This is a genomic window from Pseudomonas sp. 37 R 15 (genome assembly GCF_900004865.1).
Classification (GTDB): Bacteria; Pseudomonadota; Gammaproteobacteria; order Pseudomonadales; family Pseudomonadaceae; genus Aquipseudomonas; species Aquipseudomonas fluorescens_AM.
This window is the reverse complement of sequence record NZ_CVTV01000047.1, coordinates 1-23,681: the sequence shown is the minus strand read 5'-3', so window position 1 is coordinate 23,681 and position 23,681 is coordinate 1. Positions and strand designations below refer to the sequence as shown.

Annotated in this window: 15 protein-coding genes, 2 tRNA genes and 3 rRNA genes; 8 read left to right on the top strand and 12 right to left on the bottom strand. The window is 59.0% G+C overall.

The window, feature by feature from the left end:
- Window positions 1-16 precede the first annotated feature (16 nt).
- The gene (locus tag BFQ04_RS14185; protein ID WP_065951365.1) at window positions 17-1,306 is read right to left on the bottom strand and encodes an MFS transporter; all 1,290 of its coding nucleotides are present in this window, start codon (window positions 1,304-1,306) and stop codon (window positions 17-19) included.
- 185 nt (window positions 1,307-1,491) lie between these two features.
- Here BFQ04_RS14185 and BFQ04_RS14180 point away from each other — a divergent pair, with 185 nt between their 5' ends.
- From BFQ04_RS14180 to BFQ04_RS14165, 4 genes are all read left to right on the top strand, one after another.
- Window positions 1,492-2,910 (top strand): short-chain fatty acid transporter, encoded by a 1,419-nt coding sequence (locus BFQ04_RS14180; RefSeq protein ID WP_065951364.1) that lies wholly within the window; start codon window positions 1,492-1,494, stop codon window positions 2,908-2,910.
- 139 nt (window positions 2,911-3,049) lie between these two features.
- On the top strand, window positions 3,050-4,750 hold the full coding sequence (gene acpA, locus BFQ04_RS14175) for an acid phosphatase (RefSeq protein ID WP_065951363.1): 1,701 nt from the start codon (window positions 3,050-3,052) through the stop codon (window positions 4,748-4,750).
- A 123-nt stretch (window positions 4,751-4,873) separates the two neighbouring features.
- The gene (locus BFQ04_RS14170; protein WP_065951362.1) at window positions 4,874-6,043 is read left to right on the top strand and encodes a hypothetical protein; all 1,170 of its coding nucleotides are present in this window, start codon (window positions 4,874-4,876) and stop codon (window positions 6,041-6,043) included.
- 141 nt (window positions 6,044-6,184) lie between these two features.
- Window positions 6,185-6,709: an SET domain-containing protein-lysine N-methyltransferase gene (locus BFQ04_RS14165; protein WP_065951361.1), complete on the top strand. Its 525-nt coding sequence runs from the start codon at window positions 6,185-6,187 to the stop codon at window positions 6,707-6,709.
- On the opposite strand, the gene can is transcribed toward BFQ04_RS14165, so the two are convergent.
- Window positions 6,706-7,350 (bottom strand): carbonate dehydratase, encoded by a 645-nt coding sequence (can, locus tag BFQ04_RS14160; protein WP_003188288.1) that lies wholly within the window; start codon window positions 7,348-7,350, stop codon window positions 6,706-6,708. The genes BFQ04_RS14165 and can overlap by 4 nt on opposite strands.
- A 138-nt stretch (window positions 7,351-7,488) precedes the next feature.
- Between can and BFQ04_RS14155 the strand changes: the two genes are divergently transcribed.
- The gene (locus tag BFQ04_RS14155; RefSeq protein WP_065951360.1) at window positions 7,489-7,893 is read left to right on the top strand and encodes a serine kinase/phosphatase; all 405 of its coding nucleotides are present in this window, start codon (window positions 7,489-7,491) and stop codon (window positions 7,891-7,893) included.
- A gap of 298 nt (window positions 7,894-8,191) precedes the next feature.
- Here the strand turns inward: BFQ04_RS14155 and rimI are convergent, their stop codons facing one another.
- Together rimI and BFQ04_RS14145 are read right to left on the bottom strand one after the other, a co-directional pair.
- Window positions 8,192-8,644, bottom strand: coding sequence for a ribosomal protein S18-alanine N-acetyltransferase (gene rimI, locus BFQ04_RS14150; protein ID WP_003188286.1), 453 nt, complete (start codon window positions 8,642-8,644; stop codon window positions 8,192-8,194).
- Window positions 8,637-9,380 (bottom strand): energy transducer TonB, encoded by a 744-nt coding sequence (locus tag BFQ04_RS14145; protein ID WP_065951359.1) that lies wholly within the window; start codon window positions 9,378-9,380, stop codon window positions 8,637-8,639. Before BFQ04_RS14145 ends, rimI begins: the two co-directional genes overlap by 8 nt.
- Window positions 9,381-9,567: 187 nt before the next feature.
- Here BFQ04_RS14145 and mksB point away from each other — a divergent pair, with 187 nt between their 5' ends.
- From mksB to mksF, 3 genes are read left to right on the top strand one after another with little or no spacing between them, the layout of a single operon-like run.
- Window positions 9,568-10,845: an Mks condensin complex protein MksB gene (mksB, locus tag BFQ04_RS14140; RefSeq protein ID WP_065951358.1), complete on the top strand. Its 1,278-nt coding sequence runs from the start codon at window positions 9,568-9,570 to the stop codon at window positions 10,843-10,845.
- The gene (mksE, locus tag BFQ04_RS14135) at window positions 10,835-11,542 is read left to right on the top strand and encodes an Mks condensin complex protein MksE (RefSeq protein WP_065951357.1); all 708 of its coding nucleotides are present in this window, start codon (window positions 10,835-10,837) and stop codon (window positions 11,540-11,542) included. The genes mksB and mksE overlap by 11 nt, the downstream gene beginning before the upstream one ends.
- Window positions 11,539-14,379 (top strand): Mks condensin complex protein MksF, encoded by a 2,841-nt coding sequence (gene mksF / locus BFQ04_RS14130; RefSeq protein ID WP_065951356.1) that lies wholly within the window; start codon window positions 11,539-11,541, stop codon window positions 14,377-14,379. Before mksE ends, mksF begins: the two co-directional genes overlap by 4 nt.
- A gap of 177 nt (window positions 14,380-14,556) precedes the next feature.
- On the opposite strand, the gene BFQ04_RS14125 is transcribed toward mksF, so the two are convergent.
- From BFQ04_RS14125 to BFQ04_RS14090, 8 genes are all read right to left on the bottom strand, one after another.
- Window positions 14,557-16,860 (bottom strand): PqiB family protein, encoded by a 2,304-nt coding sequence (locus BFQ04_RS14125; protein ID WP_065951355.1) that lies wholly within the window; start codon window positions 16,858-16,860, stop codon window positions 14,557-14,559.
- Window positions 16,853-17,476 (bottom strand): paraquat-inducible protein A, encoded by a 624-nt coding sequence (locus BFQ04_RS14120; RefSeq protein ID WP_065951354.1) that lies wholly within the window; start codon window positions 17,474-17,476, stop codon window positions 16,853-16,855. The genes BFQ04_RS14125 and BFQ04_RS14120 overlap by 8 nt, the downstream gene beginning before the upstream one ends.
- On the bottom strand, window positions 17,463-18,122 hold the full coding sequence (locus BFQ04_RS14115; protein ID WP_065951353.1) for a paraquat-inducible protein A: 660 nt from the start codon (window positions 18,120-18,122) through the stop codon (window positions 17,463-17,465). The genes BFQ04_RS14120 and BFQ04_RS14115 overlap by 14 nt, the downstream gene beginning before the upstream one ends.
- Window positions 18,123-18,339: 217 nt before the next feature.
- Window positions 18,340-18,455, bottom strand: a 5S ribosomal RNA gene (rrf, locus tag BFQ04_RS14110).
- Window positions 18,456-18,612: 157 nt separating this feature from the next.
- Window positions 18,613-21,504: ribosomal RNA gene (locus BFQ04_RS14105) — 23S ribosomal RNA — on the bottom strand.
- A gap of 236 nt (window positions 21,505-21,740) precedes the next feature.
- A tRNA-Ala gene (locus tag BFQ04_RS14100) sits at window positions 21,741-21,816 on the bottom strand.
- Between the two features lie 28 nt (window positions 21,817-21,844).
- Window positions 21,845-21,921 (bottom strand) — tRNA-Ile (locus BFQ04_RS14095).
- Window positions 21,922-22,046: 125 nt separating this feature from the next.
- Window positions 22,047-23,583, bottom strand: a 16S ribosomal RNA gene (locus BFQ04_RS14090).
- Together the 16S, 23S and 5S rRNA genes with 2 tRNA genes alongside form the textbook arrangement of a ribosomal RNA operon.
- Window positions 23,584-23,681: the final 98 nt, after the last annotated feature.

Here is a 23,681-nt window from a genome sequence, read left to right as displayed (position 1 = left end):
CGTCCTGACCTGAGCCTCAGCCAGCCAAGGTGTGGCGCTTGCCGAACAGCGCCACACTCGCCACGCCCACCGCCCCCATCACCCCGCAATACCCCACGCAAATCCACGGACTGGCGGGCATTAACGCAATCAGCAGCAGCGGTGTGGTACTCGCCCACAGCGCGTAGGCAATGTTGTAGGTGAAGGAAATCCCCGACACCCGCACCGGCGCCGGAAACAGCCCGACCATCACCGACGGCACCGCGCCCACCACCCCGCAGCTCAAGCCGGCCACGGCATACGCGGCGCCCAGCCAGACCCCGCCGCTGATCAGGCTGGCATACAAGATAAACACCCCCACCGGCAGCAGCAGGCTGTAGACCAGCACCGCGCGCCAGGCGCCGATGCGGTCCACCAGCAGGCCGGCCAATACGCAACCGATGTTGAGAAACACAATCCCCAGCGCGCTCAAGGCAAAGGTGTGGCTGGGGCTCATGCCGAAGGTTTTCTGCATCATGGTGGGGGTGATGACCACCAGCACCACCACCGCCGACGTCAGCACGCACGTAAGGATCATCGCCGGCAGCAACACGGCGCGGTGGTCGCGCAACACGGTGCGCAGCGGCAGTTCGGCGGCAGCCTGGCGGCGGGCCTGCATTTCGAGGAATACCGGGGTTTCGTTGAGCCAGCGGCGCAGCCATACGCCGATCACGCCAAACACGCCGCCGAGCAGGAAGGGGAAACGCCAGGCATAGTCGAGAATCTCGGCCGGGGTGAAGACCTGTGCAAGCAACGTGGCCGTGAGCGCGCCGAGCAAGTAACCGAAGGTCAGGCCGGCCTGCAGGAACCCCAAGGCATACCCACGATGACTGCGCGGGGCATGCTCGGCGACGAAGGTCCAGGCGCTGGGCACTTCACCGCCCACCGCGGCGCCTTGCAACACGCGCAGCGCCAGCAGGATCAGCGGTGCGAAATAGCCGATTTGCGCGTAGGTCGGCATGACTCCGATCAGCAGGCAGGGCAAGGCCATCATCAGGATGCTCAAGCTGAACACGCGCTTGCGCCCCAAGTGGTCGGCAAAGTGCGCCATCAGGATGCCACCCAGCGGGCGGGCGAGGTAGCCGGTGACGAAGATGCCGAAGCTTTGCAGCAGGCGCAGCCACTCGGGCATTTGCGGGGGGAAGAACAGTTGGCTGAGGGTCAGCGCAAAGAACACGAAGATAATGAAGTCGTAGATTTCCAGGGCGCCACCGAGGGCGGCCAAGCCCAGGGTTTTGTAGTCGGAGCGGGAAAAACGCTGCGCCTGTGAAGAAGCGGTGGCAGTCATGTGCATGCTCGGCAGACAAACAAAATGGCGTGCAGATTATGAGTTGAACCGGATGATGGCAATCGCGGCGGATATATTTGTTTTACTCATTGATCGATGAAGATAACTACATTCCCAAATCAATGAGCGTAGCGGAACATGCCGCAAAACTGCCCACCCCATAATAAATACAAGAGGAAAGACACGTGGCCGATGCTATCGAAGAAAGCCGCTATGCCCGATTTGCCCTGCGTTGCTCCACCTTCGCCGAGCGCTGGTTCCCGGACTCGTGGGTGTTCGCCGCCCTCGCCGTGATCGTTGTCGCCGTGGCCACCCTGGGCATGGGCGCTGCGCCCACCGAAGCCGCCAAGGCGTTTGGCGACGGGTTCTGGAGCCTCATTCCCTTCACCATGCAGATGGCCTTTGTGGTGATCGGTGGTTATGTGGTGGCCAGTTCGCCGCCTGCGGTAAAGCTGATTGACCGCCTGGCGCGCATCCCGAAGAACGGCCGGTCGGCCGTGGCCTGGGTCGCGTTGATTTCCATGGTGGCCTCCCTGCTCAACTGGGGCCTGTCCCTGGTATTCGGCGGTTTGCTGGTGCGTGCACTGGCGCGTCGCACGGACCTGCGCATGGACTACCGTGCCGCTGGCGCCGCGGCCTATCTGGGCCTGGGCGCCGTGTGGGCGCTGGGCTTGTCCTCGTCGGCCGCGCAGTTACAGGCCAACCCGGCCAGCTTGCCGCCGTCGATCCTGGCGATCACCGGGATGATCCCGTTTACCGAAACCATCTTCCTGTGGCAATCGGGCGTGATGTTGTTGGCGCTGATCGTGGTCTCGCTGATCATCGCCTACGCCACCGCGCCGGGCCCGAACAGCGCGCGGGATGCCAAGGCCTGCGGCGTCGACCCTGCGTTCAACCTGCCCAAGCCACCGGTGCCGACCCGACCCGGCGAATGGCTGGAGCACAGCCCGCTGCTGACGATTGCGCTGGCGCTGCTGGCGGCCGGTTGGCTGTTCCACGAGTTCTCGAGCAAACCGGCAATCAGCGCCATTTCGGGGCTCAACACCTATAACTTCCTGTTCATCATGGTCGGCGCGCTGCTGCACTGGCGCCCGCGCAGCTTCCTCGATGCCGTGGCCCGCGCCGTGCCGACCACCACGGGCGTGTTGATCCAATTCCCGCTGTACGGCTCGATTGCAGCGCTGATGACCGTGGTCAAAGGCGGCGACGGTCAAACCCTGGCGCACCATATCTCGCTGTTCTTCACCTCCATCGCCTCCCACGACACCTACGCCCTGCTGATGGGCGTGTACTCGGCGGTGCTGGGCTTCTTCATCCCGTCCGGCGGCGGCAAGTGGATCATCGAAGCGCCCTACGTGATGCAAGTGGCCAATGACCTGCAATACCACCTGGGCTGGGCGGTGCAGATCTACAACGCGGCCGAGGCGCTGCCGAACCTGATCAACCCGTTCTATATGCTGCCGCTGCTTGGGGTGCTGGGGCTGAAGGCGCGGGATCTGATCGGGTTTTCGTTTGTGCAATTGCTGGTGCACACGCCGTTGGTGTTGTTTTTGCTGTGGGCGTTGGGGACGACGTTGACGTATGTTCCGCCGGTGATGCCTTAGGAGCAGCCGCAAGCTGCAAGTTTTCAGCTACAAGCTTCAAGCTTCAAGCTTGCAGCTTGCAGCTGCCTTAATCCCGTCACATTGCATTGCTACCGTCCTGCGAAATATCTTGCAACATCTCCCCAAGGACTCCCACGCAATGAGTGACGAGCACGTAGATCGCCCTTCCACAGATTCCGTAGGCCAGGCGCCGGTTGACAGCAGTCGCCGGCGATTCCTGGGGGGCGCTGCAGTGCTGGGGGTGGGCGCAACCTTGAGTGGCTGTGGAAATGCCGGCCAGGCGCCGGAAAAACCGGCGGCGCGGCCACTTACAGCGCCGGAGTTGGACAAGGCCCTGCGCGACCAGGTGAAGACCGTCGTTGTGATCTACGCGGAGAACCGCAGCTTCAACAATCTGTTTGCCGATTTCCCCGGGCTGGAGAAACCCCTCTCGGCGCTGTCCGCCACGGATTACCTACAACGCGACCGCGATGGCAGCGTATTGCCCGCCCTCCCCCAGACCTGGGGCGGCGTGCTGCAGGTCGGCCCGCAAAGCGTGGATGGGGTGACCTACCCGAGCGCCGTGCAGTTCCAGGAGAACCTGCCCAACGCACCGTTCGCCCTCAAGGGTCCGAATGCCGAGGACTTGCCGCTGAGCCTGGTGACCCGGGACTTGTGGCACGTGTTCTATCAGAACCAGATGCAGATCAACGGCGGCAAGAATGACGGGTTCGTGGCGTGGGGCGATTCCGGTGGCCTGGTGATGGGTCATTACGCCCAGAGCCGTTACTCCCTGCGCCTGTGGGACGTCGCCCGGGAGTTCGTGCTGTGCGATAACTTCTTCCAGGGCGCGTTCGGCGGCTCGTTCCTTAACCACCAATACCTGATCAGCGCCACCGCACCGACCTATCCCAATGCTGCGCAATCAGTGGCCAAGGCGCAGATCGCCACGCTGCAAAGCGACGACCCCGGCGACCCGCGCCTCAAACCCCTGGACACCTCGCCGGCCAGTGCCATGGCCGGCCCGCCGCAGTTCGGCCCCAGCGCCCTGACCCCGGACGGTTACGCGGTCAACACGCTGGCGCCGCCCTATTGGCCGACCTGGATCCGCGACCCGCAAAACCCCGATTATTCCAAACCGGACCTGCCCAACGTGTTGGTGCCGCAAACCCATGAACACATTGGCGACAAGCTCTCGAAAAAGAACATCGACTGGGCCTGGTACGCCGGCGCATGGCAAGCCACCCTGGATCAGTTCAAGGACTCGGGCGGCATCCCCAATATTCCGAACTTCCAGTATCACCATCAGCCGTTCAACTACTTCAAGCAGCAGGGCCCCGAGAACCGTGCGGAACGTGACAAACGCCTGCGCGACGGCGGCTTGGGTGATGAGGCGAGCACCAATAGGTTCTTCGCCGATGCCCAGGCGGGCAAGCTCCCCGCCGTGACGTTCTACAAGCCCCAGGGCAACCTGAACATGCACGCCGGCTATGCCGATGTAGCCTCGGGCGACCGCCATATCGTGCGCGCCCTCAAGGTGCTGCAGGAAAGCCCGCAGTGGAACAACATGGTGGTGGTGGTGACCGTCGATGAAAACGGCGGCTGGTGGGACCACGTGGCACCGCCCAAGGGCGACCGCTGGGGCCCGGGCACGCGGGTTCCGGCGCTGGTGGTGTCACCGTTTGCGCGCAAAGGCACGGTTGACCATACGGTGTATGACGCCGCCTCGATCCTGCGCTTGATCACCCGCGTGTTTGAGCTGGAAACCCTGGACGGCCTCAAGCAAAGGGATGACGCGATGCTCGCCCGCGGCCAGAAACCCATGGGGGATTTGAGCAACGCCTTGCAGTTCAGCGTTTAGCTTCACTTATCCAATCGCGACACCCGCAGCGATTTAGCACGCGGTTTTCCTGGTCAGCCGCTACTGTGTGAAGGGTGGGCTTTCACCCCGCGCAGACGGGCTTTCGCTGACAAGGAACCAACTATGTTCAAACCAACCACGCTGGCCTTGACCCTGGCCGCACTGCTGGCCAGTGCGGCCGTACAGGCCGACATCGAAGTGCCGTTGGGCAGCACGCAACGTGTCACTCAGTTATTCGCGTTTCCCAACAACTGCAACGTGATCTGCTTTCGGCCCTGGACGCTGGAGCAGACTGCCGAGCATTATTTGAACCAGAGCCTGCAACGTGACGGCTACAGTCGGGCCAAGGTCAGCGTCAAAAGCCATGACGGCCAGGTCGCAGCGACCTTCAGCGGCGTACCGGACGGTTACGGCCAGCCCCTGACGGCCCTGCTCGATACCGCCGACCTGGCTTACCTGGGCGCCAGCCAGCTCAACACCGACGGCAAGTGGGCCTACAACTGGTACCTGTTCCTGCCGCTGGGCATGGCCCTGGAAAATCGCAAAAGCATCGAGCTGCTGCACTTCCCGCCGGACTACTCGCTGACACAGGCCCAGGACTATCTGGAATCGGCCACCACCGACCGCTGGGCAACCTTGCTCACCAGCAACGGCATCCCTGCCGGCGAAACCCCGGCCTATCAGACCATTATCGATATCGCCCCCATCGCCGCCCCGTCCAATGCCGGTAAAGACCTGGAAGCGGTCTACAGCTATTTCACCGACTACCAGACCCGCATGGTCAAGGAGTTGAGCCTGCGCCCCGACGGTACGTTGCCGATGGTGGCCTTCGGCGCGCCAGTGCGCAGTTGGATCAAGCAACAATACGGGCAGACCGTGGCGGTGCTGGGGCTGGCGCAGATCAGCCCGGAACCGGGCAAGCCGGTTTCGGTGCTCGGTGCCAACCACCCGAGTTACATCTGGTACGCCGCCAGCCCGGACACGTATGACGGCAATGAGCAAAAGGCCGATGAAGCCGGCCTGAAAGTGATGGGCCAGGACCTCAGCGCGGCCTGCTGGCAAGCCGGCATGGGCCAGAAACCGGCCAGCGATGCAAATGTGTTGCTCAAGGCATGCATGAATACCTGGCAGGTCACGCGTAAGGAGCAGACCTGCGAGTTGTTCTACACCTCGGTGCGCAACCTGACTGCGGAGCAGGCCAACGCCAAATGCGCCACGCCCACCATCAAAGCCCAGTTGAAACAGCTGCGCAATGCCGCCCCGCCCCCCACCCTCGCACCACCTGCGCTGTGAGCGGTGGCAATGATTTCTACTGTCAGATTTGACAGTAGAAATCGGCTGCGACTTGGGTGAGTCTTGGGCAGCACCCATTTGCTGCAACAGATTGGCCGTCAGTTAAGCCCCGCAGGTCCATGCAGCCCTATGAGGAGAGTGATGAAGACTCAAGCCATGGATAAGGCTAAAGCGGCTGTGTTTGACAGCCTTTACCCGTTCAAGACGCTGCACGTCGATCAGGGTTACCCCTCGAGCGAACACTTCCAGATCGTGCAAGGCACTCACGGCACGCCTGCCGTCATCAAGGCCCGTGTCGCATTTGGGAGAGGCGTGCGCATCGCCAGGATTTGCGGGTATGCCGTCAGCGAACGACGTCGGTATACGCTGCAGCTATCGCCACGCATTCACTTGTACGACGCCTGGTTCTGCGGCCTGTTGCAGCACTCGTGCACCCCAAACGTGTTCCTGGACACCACTTACCTGGAACTGTGGACCGCACAGTCTATCCCCGTCGGTACAGCGTTGACGGTTGATTACGCCACGACCGAAGACGCGCTGTTCCGACAGTTCGCCTGCCATTGCGGCGAGCCGAACTGCCGGGGCTGGATCACCGGCCACAAGGAGCCGTTGAACGCCAGAGGCCAGGCCTTCATGGCCTGGTGGCGCGAGCATAAACGGTCTTAGGCTTCGCCCAGCGGTCGCAGACGGTACTGCGGCGGCAGTTGCTCGAAGCCACTGATGGTGGTGTTCAAGCTCTTCCAGCGGCCATCCTTGATGCCGTAGATGCAGCCATGAATCGACAGGCTCTGCCCGCGGTGCCAGGCGTTTTGCACAATGCTGGTATGACCGACGTTCGCCACCTGCTGAATCACGTTCAGCTCGCACATGCGGTCTACGCGCTCTTCTTCAGTGGGCAACTGGGCCAGCACGTCGCGATTTTCGTAGTAGAGATCACGAATGGTGCGCAGCCAGCCGTCGATCAGGCCGAACTGGCGGTCCTGCATCGAGGCGCGCACGCCGCCACAACCGTAATGGCCGGTGACGAGGATGTGTTTGACCTTGAGCACATCGACGGCGTATTGGATCACCGACAGGCAGTTGAGGTCAGTGTGCAGCACCACGTTGGCCACATTGCGGTGCACGAACAGGTCACCGGGCAACATGCCGACGATCTCGTTGGCCGGTACACGTGCATCGGAGCAGCCGATCCACAGGTATTCCGGGGTTTGCTGGCGGGCGAGCTTGGCGAAGAATTCGGGATCTTCCTGTTTGATCGCATCCGCCCAGCGTTCGTTGTTATCTAGCAGGTCTTGTAGTTCGTTCATCAGGAAAGCCTCAGGAATGATGCGCTGTTTTGTGACTGACAAGCCCTCGTCCGGGTCACGCGTGGCGCAAATTAGCTTGAATCTTTGGGGCACATAGCCTGTCCACTCACTATAAGCCCCACAGTATGAGGATTGGCCATGACTGAATCACGACGTCCCTACGGCGCTGCGCAGCCCGAACCGATTGATGATAATGAAGACCGCATGGGTTCGATGCACGAGCTGGATTTTGATGAAGAAGACCAGACGGCCCAAATCGGCGATGAAATCCCCCCTGGCGAGCGCGAGCACCTGATGCCTGACGAACGGGTGCGCGAAGCGGGCATGACCGGTGCTTCGACGGATGATCACGAGTCGACCGATGACGATATGAGCCCGGAAACCCTGATCCATGAGGATGGCGCACGGGATGCGCGGGAAGAAGGTGAAGACGGCGCGGCGGACTACGATCTGAGCGTTGTTGGTGAGGAAGAGATAGGCGGCGGAAATGGCCTGGACGAGGCCGAACTGGCAGACGTGGACCCGCTCAACGGCAAGCGCTGACACAATTCAGTTCAACAGGTGGGAGGGGGCCTGCTCCCGATAGCGGTGGGTCAGTCAACTCATGTATTGGCTGAACCACCGCCATCGGGGGCAAGCCCTAATGCCAGTCAGTTAAGCGAACGAAATGCTTAAGGCTGCGAAGATCAAACGTGGGAGGGGGCTTGCCCCCGATGACGTCGGCACAGCAAACACTGATGTTGGTTGACCCACCGCTATCGGGGGCAAGCCCCCTCCCACAAGAGATCGGCGCTAACTGACTGGCATTAGGGCAAGCCCCCTCCCACATGGATTTCGGTGTTCAGTCGACCAGGGTGCAGGCCATGACCACCGCGTCTTCGCGGCCACCCACGGCAGGGTAGTAATCCCGGCGACGGCCAATCTCGTTGAAGCCATAGCGCTCATACAGGCGAAACGCCCCGGTATTGCTGTCCCGCACCTCCAGGAAGCATTCGCGCGCGTTGGCCGCGTAGGCGCGGGACATCAGATGTTCCAGCAACGCCAACCCCAACCCCCGGCCCTGATTCTCCGGCTTGACGGTGATATTCAACAGATGCGCCTCATCGAGGATGATCTGTACCACGCCATGCCCCACTTGCTGCTCGCCTTCGAACATCAGCCAGATCTGGTACTTGCCCAGGCCGTCGAGAAAGATGCCACGGGTCCATGGGTGGCTGAACGCCGCGTATTCGATCTTCAGCACGGCGTCGAGGTCGGCCTCGGTCATCGGGCGAAAGGATAAAGCCTCACTCATCGGTTGTTTTCCAGCGCGCCATCAGCCGGCGCATGGCTTGCCAGACATCAGCCTTACGCTGTGGCTCTTCCATTAATAATTCCAGGCCCGGCAGGGCCCATACCGAACCCAGGCCCTCGACCTGCAGTTCGCGGTACCAGGCTTCGGCATTGGCTTCACCGGCAAAACGCACGGCGGGCAGGCCGATCAGCCACAGGCATACGCAAGGTTCATCTTCCAGGCGTGCCGAGACAAAACTCTGTACAAAATCCCGCGCAGCTTCCGGGCCCTGGTCCATGGTGCCGCGCACCAACAGCGGCCAGCGCACCGGGTCACCGACGATTTGCGGGCTGTCGGGCAGGCCGGCGGCGCGCAGCATATCCTTGAGCAGCAGGTAGGCGGGGTCGCGCGACTGGAAACGTTCGCCGGTGGGCAACTCCACCAGCAGCAGGCAACGACCCGCGCGCAGCAGTTGCAGGGCAAAGCGTGGCGGCGGCACCACCGGGGCCTTGATCACCGGGGCAGTCTCCTCGGCAACCACCGCCTTGACCACAGGTGACGGGCGCGGCACCTCGATTTTCGTGCGCTCCACCGTCGGCCGCATTTCAGGCACAGGCTTGACCACCGCAACCGGCGCGGCGGCTTCCTCGCCTGAAGGCTCGAATGCCTCATAGGGCTCAGGCACCTGCAACAGCTCGGGCCGCGACGGCGCGGCAAACGGCAGTTCGGTGCGGGGCAGCCAGTTGACCACCTGCATGGCGCTCAAGTAAGCGCGACGTCGGGACTCGATAAGCACAGCTCGGCCACTTGTGGATAACTAAAGAGCGGGGATTCTACCGCTGTTCGGTAACAATCGCCCACTGCACACTGACCGGCTGTGGATAAATCCCGTGTCCGATGCAGTACAATCGCGACTTTTAATCGCCAACCAGCCGGCCATTCCCATGATCGAACCCAAGCGCGTCCTGCGCGCCCTCGCCGAACACTGGGCCTTACTTGAGCCACTGTGCGAACACTTCGACCAAGGCACCCTGAGCCTGAGCGAACTGCGCGCGCAACTGGCCGCCCAACAACTGGACAGCACGCCCCAGGACATCACCAGCCTGCTGGACGTGTGGATTCGCCTGGATATCCTGGTGCCTGTCGCCAAGAGCCCGAACCGTTTCGAGCTCAATGCACAGATTCACGACTTCCTGGCGTATCTGCGCAAGGAGCACCGGCTTGGCCTGTGCCTGGAAATCGAAGCCTACCTGCGCCACCTCGAGCGTCTGGCCGGTTATATCCAGGACGCCTTCGACATCCGTGATGGCCACGACCTGGCCCGCCAACTGCGTCTGCTGGATATGCGCGTGCGCGATGTGCTGAAAAAACTGGCCAACGACGAACAGGCCCTCGCGGCCGTGGCCGACCGCGCCAAGACCAGCGACCGCCAGATCCCGTTGCGCCAGCGTTATGCCGAGGTGTTGGCAACCTGGGACGAATACGTCGAGCCGATGATCCAGTTGGTAAACGCCGACGGCGCGTTCGAGCAAGGCGTGCGCAAGGTCGAGAATGTGCTGCTGCGCATGCTCACCGAGCAGCAGCGTCTGGGCCAGTTGGTGGACGACGACATGCTGCTGCGCACGCACGCGCGCATCCTCGAGATGCAGACCAGCGCCCAGTTGACCTTGCGCCATGCGCGCGAGTTGTTGTTGCCGCTACGCGAAGAAGCCCGCCGACACAATGCCGTGACCCGCGGCGCGGCGCTGGCCCTGTCAGCGATCCGCCGCAAAGGCCTGGACGCGGTGCCACAGGCCGCCATGCCCCTGTTCACCCGCCCGCAAAGCACCTTCCTGGGTAGCGCGAGCCAGGTGGAAGCCTACGTGTATGCCCTGGCCAATTTCGAGCCAAAACCGGCACGCTTCCCCAAGGCGCACAAAATCCACAAGGGCGAAGCCCAGCGCGCGCCGCGTACGGTCAAGGAAATGCTCGAGCGCTGCGAAGATGCACTGCCGATGCCAGACCTGATGACCTGGCTGCTGGAGCAGGAACCGGACGGTGCCACCGACGAGTTGCTGTACTGGTTCTCGCGGCTCTCGCGGGAAAAACGTTTCAAGCGCGAACGCCTGGAGCGCCGCGACTATCACACACACGAGCACCAGGTCAGCCTGCGCTCCTTCGCCCTGCTCCCGGCCGGCGTTGACGCCACCGAGAATTCTGCGAGCACGCCTTATGCATCTTGATCTATCCGAACTGTCCCAGCTGGCGCCGATCTTTCGCGAGCTGTTCAAGGGTTACCACGTCAGCCGTCGCGACCCGGAGCTGTACGCGCAACTGTCGAACTTCCAGGACCAGTACCGCACGCTGTTCAAGGCCCTGGGTTTTGAGCTGGTCTGCGATACCCGTGGTTTCTATTACTTCGTGCCGGATTCGGCCATCGCCAGCGCGCAGGTGAACAAGACCGCGCAGCGTCTGGCCCTGTTCACCTTCATCCTCGTCGAGCATCTGGCCGACCAGGGCCGCGACCCGGTTGCCGTGCTCGATGGCGGCAGCCTGGGCCGCGATGAGCTGCCGTCGTTGCTGGAAAAGTACCGCGACCTGTTTATCCAGGCCGAGGTGCAGACCCAGGAAGAACTTGAAGAAAAAATCATGCGCCGCATGACCCAGCTGGGCTTTGCCGGCGAAGACAATGGCATCTATCGCTTCCTGCCGCCGATGCATCGATTCCTCGACGTGTGCCTGTCGGTCCAGCAGGACCGCGACCTCGCCGCCAGCGTGCACAGCGTGTTGCCGTTGCCGGCACCGGTGATCATCGACGAGGACAGCGATGAAAAACTGCTGAAGACCGATGACCCGCTGGACTTGAGCGACTTCGCCGAGGAAAGCGAAGAAGACGCCCTCGCCCGCGCCATTGCCGAAGAACAGGAGACCGACGCATGAGTAAGGAACGCTACGGCATACGCCGTTTCGCCCTGTTGAACACCGCCGGCTACAGCCTGGGTTTGTTCCCGCTGGAAGAACCGCTGTCGGTGTATGGCGCGAACAACCTGGGTAAATCCGCGTCGATCAACGCCTTGCAGTTCCCGATCCTGGCGCGCATGTCGGACATGAGCTTCGGCAAGTACACCCTGGAGCAATCGCGGCGCTTCTACTTTGCCACGGACACCAGCTACATCCTGGTAGAGGTCTCGCTGCCCCACGGCCCGCACGTGATTGGCGTAGTCGGGCGCGGCCCGGGCGGTGGTTTCGGTCACCAGTTCTTTGCCTACGCCGGCAAGCTGGACCTGGCCCACTACCAGAAAAACGACACCTGCCTGCGCCAGAAGGAGCTGTTCACCAACCTTGAGCGCGAAGGCCTGAAAGCCTATGAACTCAAACCTGATGAACTGCGTCGCTTGCTGGTAGGCGGCCATACGTCGATTCCGCTGGACCTGACGCTGATCCCTCTGCGTTCCACCAGCGAGCAGAGCCTGAAGACGTTCCGCGCGCTGTTTATCAACCTGCTGCACATGCGCGAAATCACCGCGGCCAAGCTCAAGCAATTGTTCCTCGATGCGTTCGAACACAGCTTGCGTTCCGGCAGCGTCGATTACATCGCCGCGTGCGAAGAAGCCTTCCGCGATGTGCGGCGCATGGAGCAGGACTACCACTCGCTGGTGGCCGCCGGGCCGTTGGTCGAAGCGCTCGCCAATGGTGTGAAACAGCGCGACATTCTGCGCGGCAAATTGCATCGCCTGTCGCCGTTGCTGGATTCGCTGTTGGGCACCTGGTCGGACTACGCCAGTGCCCGCAAGGAAGAGCTGACCCTCCAGGCCGAACACTATCGCAGCGAGCAGGATGCGCTGCAGAACGACCAGCGCGGCGGCACCCAGGAGCTGATGCGCCTGGAGCGCGAGATCAGCGGCATCCAGCGTTGGTTGGGCGAACTGTCGGTGCTCAAGCATCGCTTCGCGTTGGTCGATGATGTGAGGGTGCTGGAGCAGCAACTGCTCGCGGCCAAGGATGCTCACGACGAATTGGCGGGTGCGCTGGCGCAGTCCCGGCAATTCAGCGCCGAGGATTTGGACGAGCGTCTGCGCGACCTGGAAAAACGCTTGAAGTCGGTCAAGCAGCAGCTGGACCACGCGGACAACAACAGCTACGCCAAGCTGCGCGAAGAATTTTCGCAGCAGGATGTCGAGCGCCTGATGCGCCTGTTCAACAGCTCGTTGTTCAGCCTGCCGCTGGGCGAGCACGGCATCACGCTGGACGAGGACGGCCAGTGGGTCAAATCCCTGGAGCAGATCCTGGATGGCTTCAAGGGCGAGCGTTTCGAAGTGCCGGGGCTGTCCATCGACATCTCGCACATTGAGCCACCGGCGTTACAGGCGCTGGCCGATCGCGCGGCATTGCGCGATCAGAAAGAGCGCCTGGAAAAAGAGCTCAAGCAACTCAAGACTCAGCAGGCCGTAGCCTCCGACCGCGCCGCGAGCAAGACCCAGACCGAAGCGCTGTACCAGCAGGTACTCGACGCACAGAAGGCGCTGGAAGATTTCCGCCGCGCACAAACCCTGAGCGCGGAAGAAGGCGAGAAGCTGGAAAACCTGGCGCAGATGGAAGCGGCCCAGGACGAATTGAAGCGCTCCAGTGATGCGTTCACCGAGCGCGTCCAGCAGCTGTCGGCCAAGCTGCAACTGGTCGGCCGTCAGATCGGCGATATGGAAGCCAAGCAACGTACGCTGGACGATGCCTTGCGCCGTCGCCAGCTGTTGCCGGCGGACCTGCCCTTCGGCACGCCGTTCATGGATCCGGTCGACGACTCCATGGACAACCTGCTGCCGCTGCTCAACGACTATCAGGACAGCTGGCAAGGTTTGCTGCGCGCCGATGGCCAGATCGAAGCGCTGTATGCGCAGGTGCGCCTCAAGGGTGTGGCCAAGTTCGACAGCGAGGATGACATGGAGCGTCGCCTGCAACTGCTGATCAACGCCTATGCCCACCGTACCGATGAGGCCTTGACCCTGGGCAAGGCACGCCGCGCGGCGGTCACGGATATCGCACGCACCTTGCGCAATATCCGCAGCGACTACGACAGCCTGGAACACCAACTGGCATTGTTCAACCGCGAGATCAACAAGCGCCAGGTCTCCAACCTGCAGAGCTTTCGCATCGTGCTGGCGCCGAACAAGGAAGCCCTCAAGCATATCGACCAGATCATCCACAGCGCCGGTCAGTATGAAGAAGGCGAGACGTTGTCGGTGTTCGACCTCAGCCAGAGTGCCGAGCAGGACAACAAGAACGAAGAGGCCAAGGAATACCTGGCTCGCCTCGTCGCGGCCAACCATAACCAGCTGGGCCTCAAGGACCTGTTCGAACTGGCGTTCGAGATCACCAAGGTGAACGGCCAGCCGGTGATTCATACCGATATCGATGGCGCCGCGTCCAACGGCACCACCATGACCATCAAGGCGCTGACCAACATGTACTTGTTGCTGCACTTGATGGACCGCGACCAGGCCGGGCGTGTGCGCTTGCCTTACTACCTCGATGAGGCAGCGGACATCGATGAGAAGAACCAGGCCGCGTTGCTGGAAACCAGCCTGCAGTTGGGCTTCGTGCCGATCCTGGCCAGTGTGAAGCCGCAGGTGTCCGCCCAGGTGGCGATCGACCTGGAAGGCGGCAGCGGGCCCAACGGGATCTACATTGATGAGGCGGACTGGAAATACATTCGTCGTCACGATGGGGTGAAGGCAACTCTGAACGTACAGGCCGATGAGCCGGAGTTGGATGAAGTCTGACGTGTAGCGCTGAAAAGGCGAAAAGGCCGCGATCTTTTTGGATCGCGGCCTTTTTTTGGGCTGGAGTTTTGTATTGAGTTTGAGGGCCTTATCGGGGGCAAGCCCCCTCCCACACTTTGAATGTATTCACAAATCAGAATGTGGGAGGGGGCTTGCCCCCGAAGGCCGCGCCTCGATCTACTTGCCCAGTGGAATCTTGGGCGCCCAGGTCAGCCACTCATCCTCGAACTTGTCGAACAGCGCAAAGGTCTGCTGCGGCCGCGCCGGGTTGCCCATGCGTTCGCCATCAGGCGTGGCAAAGGCAATACCGCCAGCCACCAGCGTCTCCAGGGACTCGGTACGCACCGTCGCGCCCTTGAACAAGCCGAAGTCGAGCCCGAAGCCGCTGGTGTTCCAGAAGCGGCTGCCACTGCGGACCAAGGGTGTATATTTGGGTTCGATCAGGATATGCACCAGTACACGGTCGGCGGTCTGTCCCAGCTCGTAGCCGGTGACTTTGCCCACGGTGACTTCACGGTAGGTGACGGGTACGCCTTCCTTGAGCGAACCACGGCGCGCGGCGCTGAGCGTCAGGCTCAGGCCCGCCTCCCGATGTGCGGCTTCAGGCGGTTGGGCAAGGGCAACAAAGCTTTTCTGCGGCCCGGCGTTTTTCGCGGCCGGTTGCACTTCGATGTATTGCCCGGTAACCAGGGTCTGCAGATTCGCGGTCTTCATCAGGCCCAATTCAGGCTTGACCACCCAGAACTGACTGCCAACCCGTGCAATGCGGTCGGCCACTTGAGTGATACGCGCGCTGAGCAGCACTGATTGCATGTCGGCACTCAGGTCCACACTTTCGATCTTGCCCACGTCCAGGCCTTTGAAGCGCACCGGCGTGCCAGGGCTCAAGCCATCGGCGCGGTCAACCTTGATGGTGACCAGCGTGCCGTGCCGATTGGCAGCGTCCCGATCGGCAAACAGGCGGAAACGCGGGATGTGCCTTTTCAGCGGCACATTCGGTTCCGGCGTTTCAAAGGCAATACCGCCGGCCATCAGGCTGGCCAGGGATTCACTTTTCACCTGGATACCGCCGGTAAGCCCGCCGGTCAGGGTGACACCGCTGGCATTCCAGAAACGGGTCGAACCGTTGACCAGGCTTTCATACTCTTTCTCGATGTGAACACCGATCACCAATTGCTTTTTCTTGCGTGAGAACTGGTAGCTCTGTACCGAACCGACCTTGACCTGTTTGTACAGAATCGGGCTGCCGACATCCAGCGAGCCCAGGTTGTCGGTGAGCAACACCATGTGCAGGCCCGGGGAGCGCAGATCCAACGGTGGCGCCTTGGCGCGAGCCACGTATTCACGTTGTGGCGCGGTGCCCTTGTCACCGGGGCGGATGGCGATGTAGTTACCTTTGACCAAAGCCTCCAGGCCGGTAATGCCGGCCAGGGAGATGGACGGTTTGACTACCCAGAATTGCGTGTCCTGCACCAGATAATCTTCGGCCAGGGGGTCGAGGGTCAATTCAGCGCTGGCACTGGACAGGTCCGGATCGATCTTCAGGGTTTTCAGGCTGCCGACCTCGATACCCTTGTACATCACTGGCGTACGTCCAGCCTGCAGGCCTTCGAAGTCGGTAAGCTTGACCTTGACCTTGATACCGGCGGCGGCGGCGTCGAAATCCTCGTACAGGCGGAACGGCAGGCTCGGGTCGGTTGGCGGGCTGTCCTTGCGATTTTCCGGCGTGGCGAAAGCGATACCGCCGGCGACGATGCTGGAAAGAGATTCGCTGCGCACCTTCACACCCGACAGATTGGCGTCGATGCTGATGCCGCTGGCGTTCCAGAAACGCGTGTGTTTGCGCACCAGGTTGGCATAGGTCGGTTCGATATAGACTTTGATCTCGACGGTACTGTGGTCCTCGGACAACAAGTAGCTTTTGACCTGCCCCACCTGAATCTGCTTGTAGAACACCGGGCTGCCCCGGTTCAGCGAACCCAGGCGATCTGCCTTGAGCGTCAGGTGCAGACCAGGCTTGGCATCGGATAACGGCGGCTCTTCGGAGAGCGCCTTGAACTTGCGGGTGGGCTCACCATCCCCCGGGCTTGCGGCGATGTAATTACCCGACACCAGGGTTTCCAAGCCGGTGATACCGGCGAGGCTGACGCTGGGCTTGACCAGCCAGAAACGGGTATTGGTCCTGAGGTATTGCTCGACGTCCTTGTTCATCTCGATGGTGGCAATCACCCCCCGATTGTTGCCCTCGTCATCCAGCGCCAAGGCTTTGACCTTACCCACCGTCATGCCTTTGTAGACCACTTCGGTCTTGTTGACCTGAATGCCTTCGCCGCTTTCAAAGCGGACCTGGATCTCGAGACCTTGCTGGGAGTAGGCACGCCAACCCAGCCAGCCACCGATGATCAGGGCAATCAGCGGCAGCACCCAGATGGCCGACCAGTTGGATGCAGGGCGGGTTTTAGCTTTAGGCAAATCACTCATGGTCGTCATCCGACTCCGTGTTATCCCAAATCAGTCGGGGATCGAAGGTTACTGCGGCAAGCATCGTCAAGATCACCACACTGGCGAACGCTGCAGCGCCGAGATTGGCCTCGACACTGGCAAGTCGCCCAAAGTTTACGACCGCCACCAGGATGGCGATCACGAAGATATCCAGCATGGACCAGCGACCGATGAACTCGATAAAGCGGTACATGATAATGCGTTGTTGCGCGGACAGTGGTTGACGGCGCTGCACCGAAAACAGCAACAGGCCGATACCCACCAGCTTGAACGTTGGCACCAGGATACTGGCGATGAACACCACGGCGGCAATGGGGAACATGCCATGCTGCACCAGCTGGATCACCCCTGACATGATGGTGCTGGGGTCACCTTGGCCGAGGGAGTTGACGGTCATGATGGGCAGCAGGTTGGCGGGGATATACAGGATTGCCGCAGTGACCAGCAGTGCCCAGGTGCGTATGAGGCTATTGGGGCGACGTGCGTGGATCAGCGCACCGCAACGGCTGCAGAGTTGCTCATCGGCGTCCGCTTCCTGCTTGTTCAACTCATGGCATTCCGTACAAACCAGAATGCCTGCATCAATCGCCCGCATGGTCATCCTCTCCTGACAACGCCTGCCAGATCTGATGGGGTGACATCACCACCTCGAGCAGGATCTGAACCATTAAAAGACTGACAAAGCACACCAGACCCAGGCCGAGCGTAATGGAGGCCATGTCCGCAAGCTTCACAAGCGCCACCAGGACGCCCATCAAGTAGACCTCCAACATCCCCCAGTCTTTCATATGGTGGTAGATGCGGTAGAACAGCAGTCCATGACTGCGACCGATGTTCCAGCGGATGCTGAGCAGCACGGCCAATTGGCAAAGCAATTTGAGCAAGGGAATACCCATGCTGCAAAGGAAAACCACGACGGCTACCCCTTGCATACCGGTGTTGAACAGGCCGACTACGCCGGTCCACACGGTGTCCTCTGAGGACTGCCCGAGTAGATTGAGCTGCATGATGGGTAAAAAGTTCGCGGGGATGTACAGCAACAGTGCTGCCAGGACCAAGGCGAGGCTTCGCTCGACGACATTGTGACGGTGAGCGTATAGCTCGTAACCGCACCGTGGGCATTGAGCCTTTTCACCGAGGGCGAGTACGGGTTTGCGCATCAGCAGATCGCACTCATGGCAGGCCACCAGGTCGTCCAGCGGTAAGTCCGACACCTCAAGGGCATCAACCGGATCGGGCATAAATAGGGCTCTGGCTCTAAAAAAGGTTAGGTGCCTATTCTAGTGCTCTGGTTCAGAAATAACTGTGCAAATTTGTCCGAGGTTTTGGAGCGAGGATAAGGGCGTGCAGGGCGTTGGTACGCGTCGAGAAAAGTTCGCTGCGCCAGAGAGCAGCGCTTTTCGAGCGCCCAAAACAAAACCCCTGTTTGCGTTAGCAAACAGGGGTTCTGGAATTTAATCTTGACGATGACCTACTCTCACATGGGGAAACCCCACACTACCATCGGCGATGCATCGTTTCACTACTGAGTTCGGGATGGGATCAGGTGGTTCCAATGCTCTATGGTCGTCAAGAAATTCGGGTACTGAGTCGTGACCTGATGGCCTCGCTTCAGCAAATTGGGTATGTGATAGCAATCGGTGTTTTGTGAGCGTCGAACTTTCGGTTCATCTCGTCTTCACACACCGCAATCTGATGCTCGTTAGAGTAGTCAAATTGCTTGGGTGTTATATGGTCAAGCCTCACGGGCAATTAGTATTGGTTAGCTCAACGCCTCACAGCGCTTACACACCCAACCTATCAACGTCGTAGTCTTCGACGGCCCTTCAGGGAACTCAAGGTTCCAGTGAGATCTCATCTTGAGGCTAGTTTCCCGCTTAGATGCTTTCAGCGGTTATCTATTCCGAACATAGCTACCCGGCAATGCCACTGGCGTGACAACCGGAACACCAGAGGTTCGTCCACTCCGGTCCTCTCGTACTAGGAGCAGCCCCTCTCAAATCTCAAACGTCCACGGCAGATAGGGACCGAACTGTCTCACGACGTTCTAAACCCAGCTCGCGTACCACTTTAAATGGCGAACAGCCATACCCTTGGGACCGGCTTCAGCCCCAGGATGTGATGAGCCGACATCGAGGTGCCAAACACCGCCGTCGATATGAACTCTTGGGCGGTATCAGCCTGTTATCCCCGGAGTACCTTTTATCCGTTGAGCGATGGCCCTTCCATACAGAACCACCGGATCACTAAGACCTACTTTCGTACCTGCTCGACGTGTCTGTCTCGCAGTCAAGCGCGCTTTTGCCTTTATACTCTACGACCGATTTCCGACCGGTCTGAGCGCACCTTCGTACTCCTCCGTTACTCTTTAGGAGGAGACCGCCCCAGTCAAACTACCCACCATACACTGTCCTCGATCCGGATAACGGACCTGAGTTAGAACCTCAAAGTTGCCAGGGTGGTATTTCAAGGTTGGCTCCACGCAGACTGGCGTCCACGCTTCAAAGCCTCCCACCTATCCTACACAAGCAAATTCAAAGTCCAGTGCAAAGCTATAGTAAAGGTTCACGGGGTCTTTCCGTCTAGCCGCGGATACACTGCATCTTCACAGCGATTTCAATTTCACTGAGTCTCGGGTGGAGACAGCGCCGCCATCGTTACGCCATTCGTGCAGGTCGGAACTTACCCGACAAGGAATTTCGCTACCTTAGGACCGTTATAGTTACGGCCGCCGTTTACCGGGGCTTCGATCAAGAGCTTCGCGTTAGCTAACCCCATCAATTAACCTTCCGGCACCGGGCAGGCGTCACACCCTATACGTCCACTTTCGTGTTTGCAGAGTGCTGTGTTTTTAATAAACAGTCGCAGCGGCCTGGTATCTTCGACCGGCATGAGCTTACGGAGCAAGTCCTTCACCCTCACCGGCGCACCTTCTCCCGAAGTTACGGTGCCATTTTGCCTAGTTCCTTCACCCGAGTTCTCTCAAGCGCCTTGGTATTCTCTACCCAACCACCTGTGTCGGTTTGGGGTACGGTTCCTGGTTACCTGAAGCTTAGAAGCTTTTCTTGGAAGCATGGCATCAACCACTTCGTCATCTAAAAGATAACTCGTCATCAGCTCTCGGCCTTAAGATCCCGGATTTACCTAAGATCTCAGCCTACCACCTTAAACTTGGACAACCAACGCCAAGCTGGCCTAGCCTTCTCCGTCCCTCCATCGCAATAACCAGAAGTACAGGAATATTAACCTGTTTTCCATCGACTACGCTTTTCAGCCTCGCCTTAGGGACCGACTAACCCTGCGTCGATTAACGTTGCGCAGGAAACCTTGGTCTTTCGGCGTGGGTGTTTTTCACACCCATTGTCGTTACTCATGTCAGCATTCGCACTTCTGATACCTCCAGCAAGCTTCTCAACTCACCTTCACAGGCTTACAGAACGCTCCTCTACCGCATCACTTACGTGATACCCGTAGCTTCGGTGTATGGTTTGAGCCCCGTTACATCTTCCGCGCAGGCCGACTCGACTAGTGAGCTATTACGCTTTCTTTAAAGGGTGGCTGCTTCTAAGCCAACCTCCTAGCTGTCTAAGCCTTCCCACATCGTTTCCCACTTAACCATAACTTTGGGACCTTAGCTGACGGTCTGGGTTGTTTCCCTTTTCACGACGGACGTTAGCACCCGCCGTGTGTCTCCCATGCTCGGCACTTGTAGGTATTCGGAGTTTGCATCGGTTTGGTAAGTCGGGATGACCCCCTAGCCGAAACAGTGCTCTACCCCCTACAGTGATACATGAGGCGCTACCTAAATAGCTTTCGAGGAGAACCAGCTATCTCCGAGCTTGATTAGCCTTTCACTCCGATCCACAGGTCATCCGCTAACTTTTCAACGGTAGTCGGTTCGGTCCTCCAGTTAGTGTTACCCAACCTTCAACCTGCCCATGGATAGATCGCCCGGTTTCGGGTCTATTCCCAGCGACTAGACGCCCTATTAAGACTCGCTTTCGCTACGCCTCCCCTATTCGGTTAAGCTCGCCACTGAAAATAAGTCGCTGACCCATTATACAAAAGGTACGCAGTCACCCAACAAAGTGGGCTCCCACTGCTTGTACGCATACGGTTTCAGGATCTATTTCACTCCCCTCTCCGGGGTTCTTTTCGCCTTTCCCTCACGGTACTAGTTCACTATCGGTCAGTCAGTAGTATTTAGCCTTGGAGGATGGTCCCCCCATATTCAGACAAAGTTTCTCGTGCTCCGTCCTACTCGATTTCATGACTAAGAGATTTTCGCGTACAGGGCTATCACCCACTATGGCCGCACTTTCCAGAGCGTTCCGCTAATCTCAAAGCCACTTAAGGGCTAGTCCCCGTTCGCTCGCCACTACTAAGGGAATCTCGGTTGATTTCTTTTCCTCAGGGTACTTAGATGTTTCAGTTCCCCTGGTTCGCCTCTTACGCCTATGTATTCAGCGTAAGATAACCATCTTATGATGGCTGGGTTCCCCCATTCAGACATCTCCGGATCAAAGTCTGTTTGCCGACTCCCCGAAGCTTTTCGCAGGCTACCACGTCTTTCATCGCCTCTGACTGCCAAGGCATCCACCGTATGCGCTTCTTCACTTGACCATATAACCCCAAGCAATCTGGTTATACTGTGAAGACAACATTCGCCGAAAATTCGAATTTCTCGTTAAGAGAACTCACAAATTTTACCTTAGCCTGATCCGTTACCAGTGAAAGTAACGTTCAGTCTATCTTTCTATCACATACCCAAATTTTTAAAGAACGATCTAATCAAAGACTAGAAATCAATATTCACTTCAGAATATTCATTTCTAAACTCTAACAGCAGAAGCAGTTAATGGTGGAGCCAAACGGGATCGAACCGTTGACCTCCTGCGTGCAAGGCAGGCGCTCTCCCAGCTGAGCTATGGCCCCGCTTTTAAACGGGTTGCGACACTAAAATTGGTGGGTCTGGGCAGATTCGAACTGCCGACCTCACCCTTATCAGGGGTGCGCTCTAACCAACTGAGCTACAGACCCAATTTTGATGCGTTACGCAATCAAACTTGAAGCTTGTAGCTCAAAGCTTGAAGCTGCTTCTATCGTCTTCTTCAATGAATCAAGCAATTCGTGTGGGAACTTATGGAGCAGCTGATGTCGTCGATTAAGGAGGTGATCCAGCCGCAGGTTCCCCTACGGCTACCTTGTTACGACTTCACCCCAGTCATGAATCACACCGTGGTAACCGTCCTCCCGAAGGTTAGACTAGCTACTTCTGGTGCAACCCACTCCCATGGTGTGACGGGCGGTGTGTACAAGGCCCGGGAACGTATTCACCGCGACATTCTGATTCGCGATTACTAGCGATTCCGACTTCACGCAGTCGAGTTGCAGACTGCGATCCGGACTACGATCGGTTTTGTGGGATTAGCTCCACCTCGCGGCTTGGCAACCCTCTGTACCGACCATTGTAGCACGTGTGTAGCCCAGGCCGTAAGGGCCATGATGACTTGACGTCATCCCCACCTTCCTCCGGTTTGTCACCGGCAGTCTCCTTAGAGTGCCCACCATAACGTGCTGGTAACTAAGGACAAGGGTTGCGCTCGTTACGGGACTTAACCCAACATCTCACGACACGAGCTGACGACAGCCATGCAGCACCTGTCTCAATGTTCCCGAAGGCACCAATCTATCTCTAGAAAGTTCATTGGATGTCAAGGCCTGGTAAGGTTCTTCGCGTTGCTTCGAATTAAACCACATGCTCCACCGCTTGTGCGGGCCCCCGTCAATTCATTTGAGTTTTAACCTTGCGGCCGTACTCCCCAGGCGGTCAACTTAATGCGTTAGCTGCGCCACTAAGAGCTCAAGGCTCCCAACGGCTAGTTGACATCGTTTACGGCGTGGACTACCAGGGTATCTAATCCTGTTTGCTCCCCACGCTTTCGCACCTCAGTGTCAGTGTTGGTCCAGGTGGTCGCCTTCGCCACTGGTGTTCCTTCCTATATCTACGCATTTCACCGCTACACAGGAAATTCCACCACCCTCTACCACACTCTAGTCAGTCAGTTTTGAATGCAGTTCCCAGGTTGAGCCCGGGGATTTCACATCCAACTTAACAAACCACCTACGCGCGCTTTACGCCCAGTAATTCCGATTAACGCTTGCACCCTCTGTATTACCGCGGCTGCTGGCACAGAGTTAGCCGGTGCTTATTCTGTCGGTAACGTCAAAACAATCACGTATTAGGTAACTGCCCTTCCTCCCAACTTAAAGTGCTTTACAATCCGAAGACCTTCTTCACACACGCGGCATGGCTGGATCAGGCTTTCGCCCATTGTCCAATATTCCCCACTGCTGCCTCCCGTAGGAGTCTGGACCGTGTCTCAGTTCCAGTGTGACTGATCATCCTCTCAGACCAGTTACGGATCGTCGCCTTGGTGAGCCATTACCTCACCAACTAGCTAATCCGACCTAGGCTCATCTGATAGCGCAAGGCCCGAAGGTCCCCTGCTTTCTCCCGTAGGACGTATGCGGTATTAGCGTCCGTTTCCGAACGTTATCCCCCACTACCAGGCAGATTCCTAGGCTTTACTCACCCGTCCGCCGCTCTCAAGAGAAGCAAGCTTCTCTCTACCGCTCGACTTGCATGTGTTAGGCCTGCCGCCAGCGTTCAATCTGAGCCATGATCAAACTCTTCAGTTCAAACATCTTTGGGTTTTTAAGAAACCCTAAACTTGGCTCAGCAATCGTTGGTTACATCTTTGATTTCTCGCGGAGTAACTTGTGATGCTGATAATCTT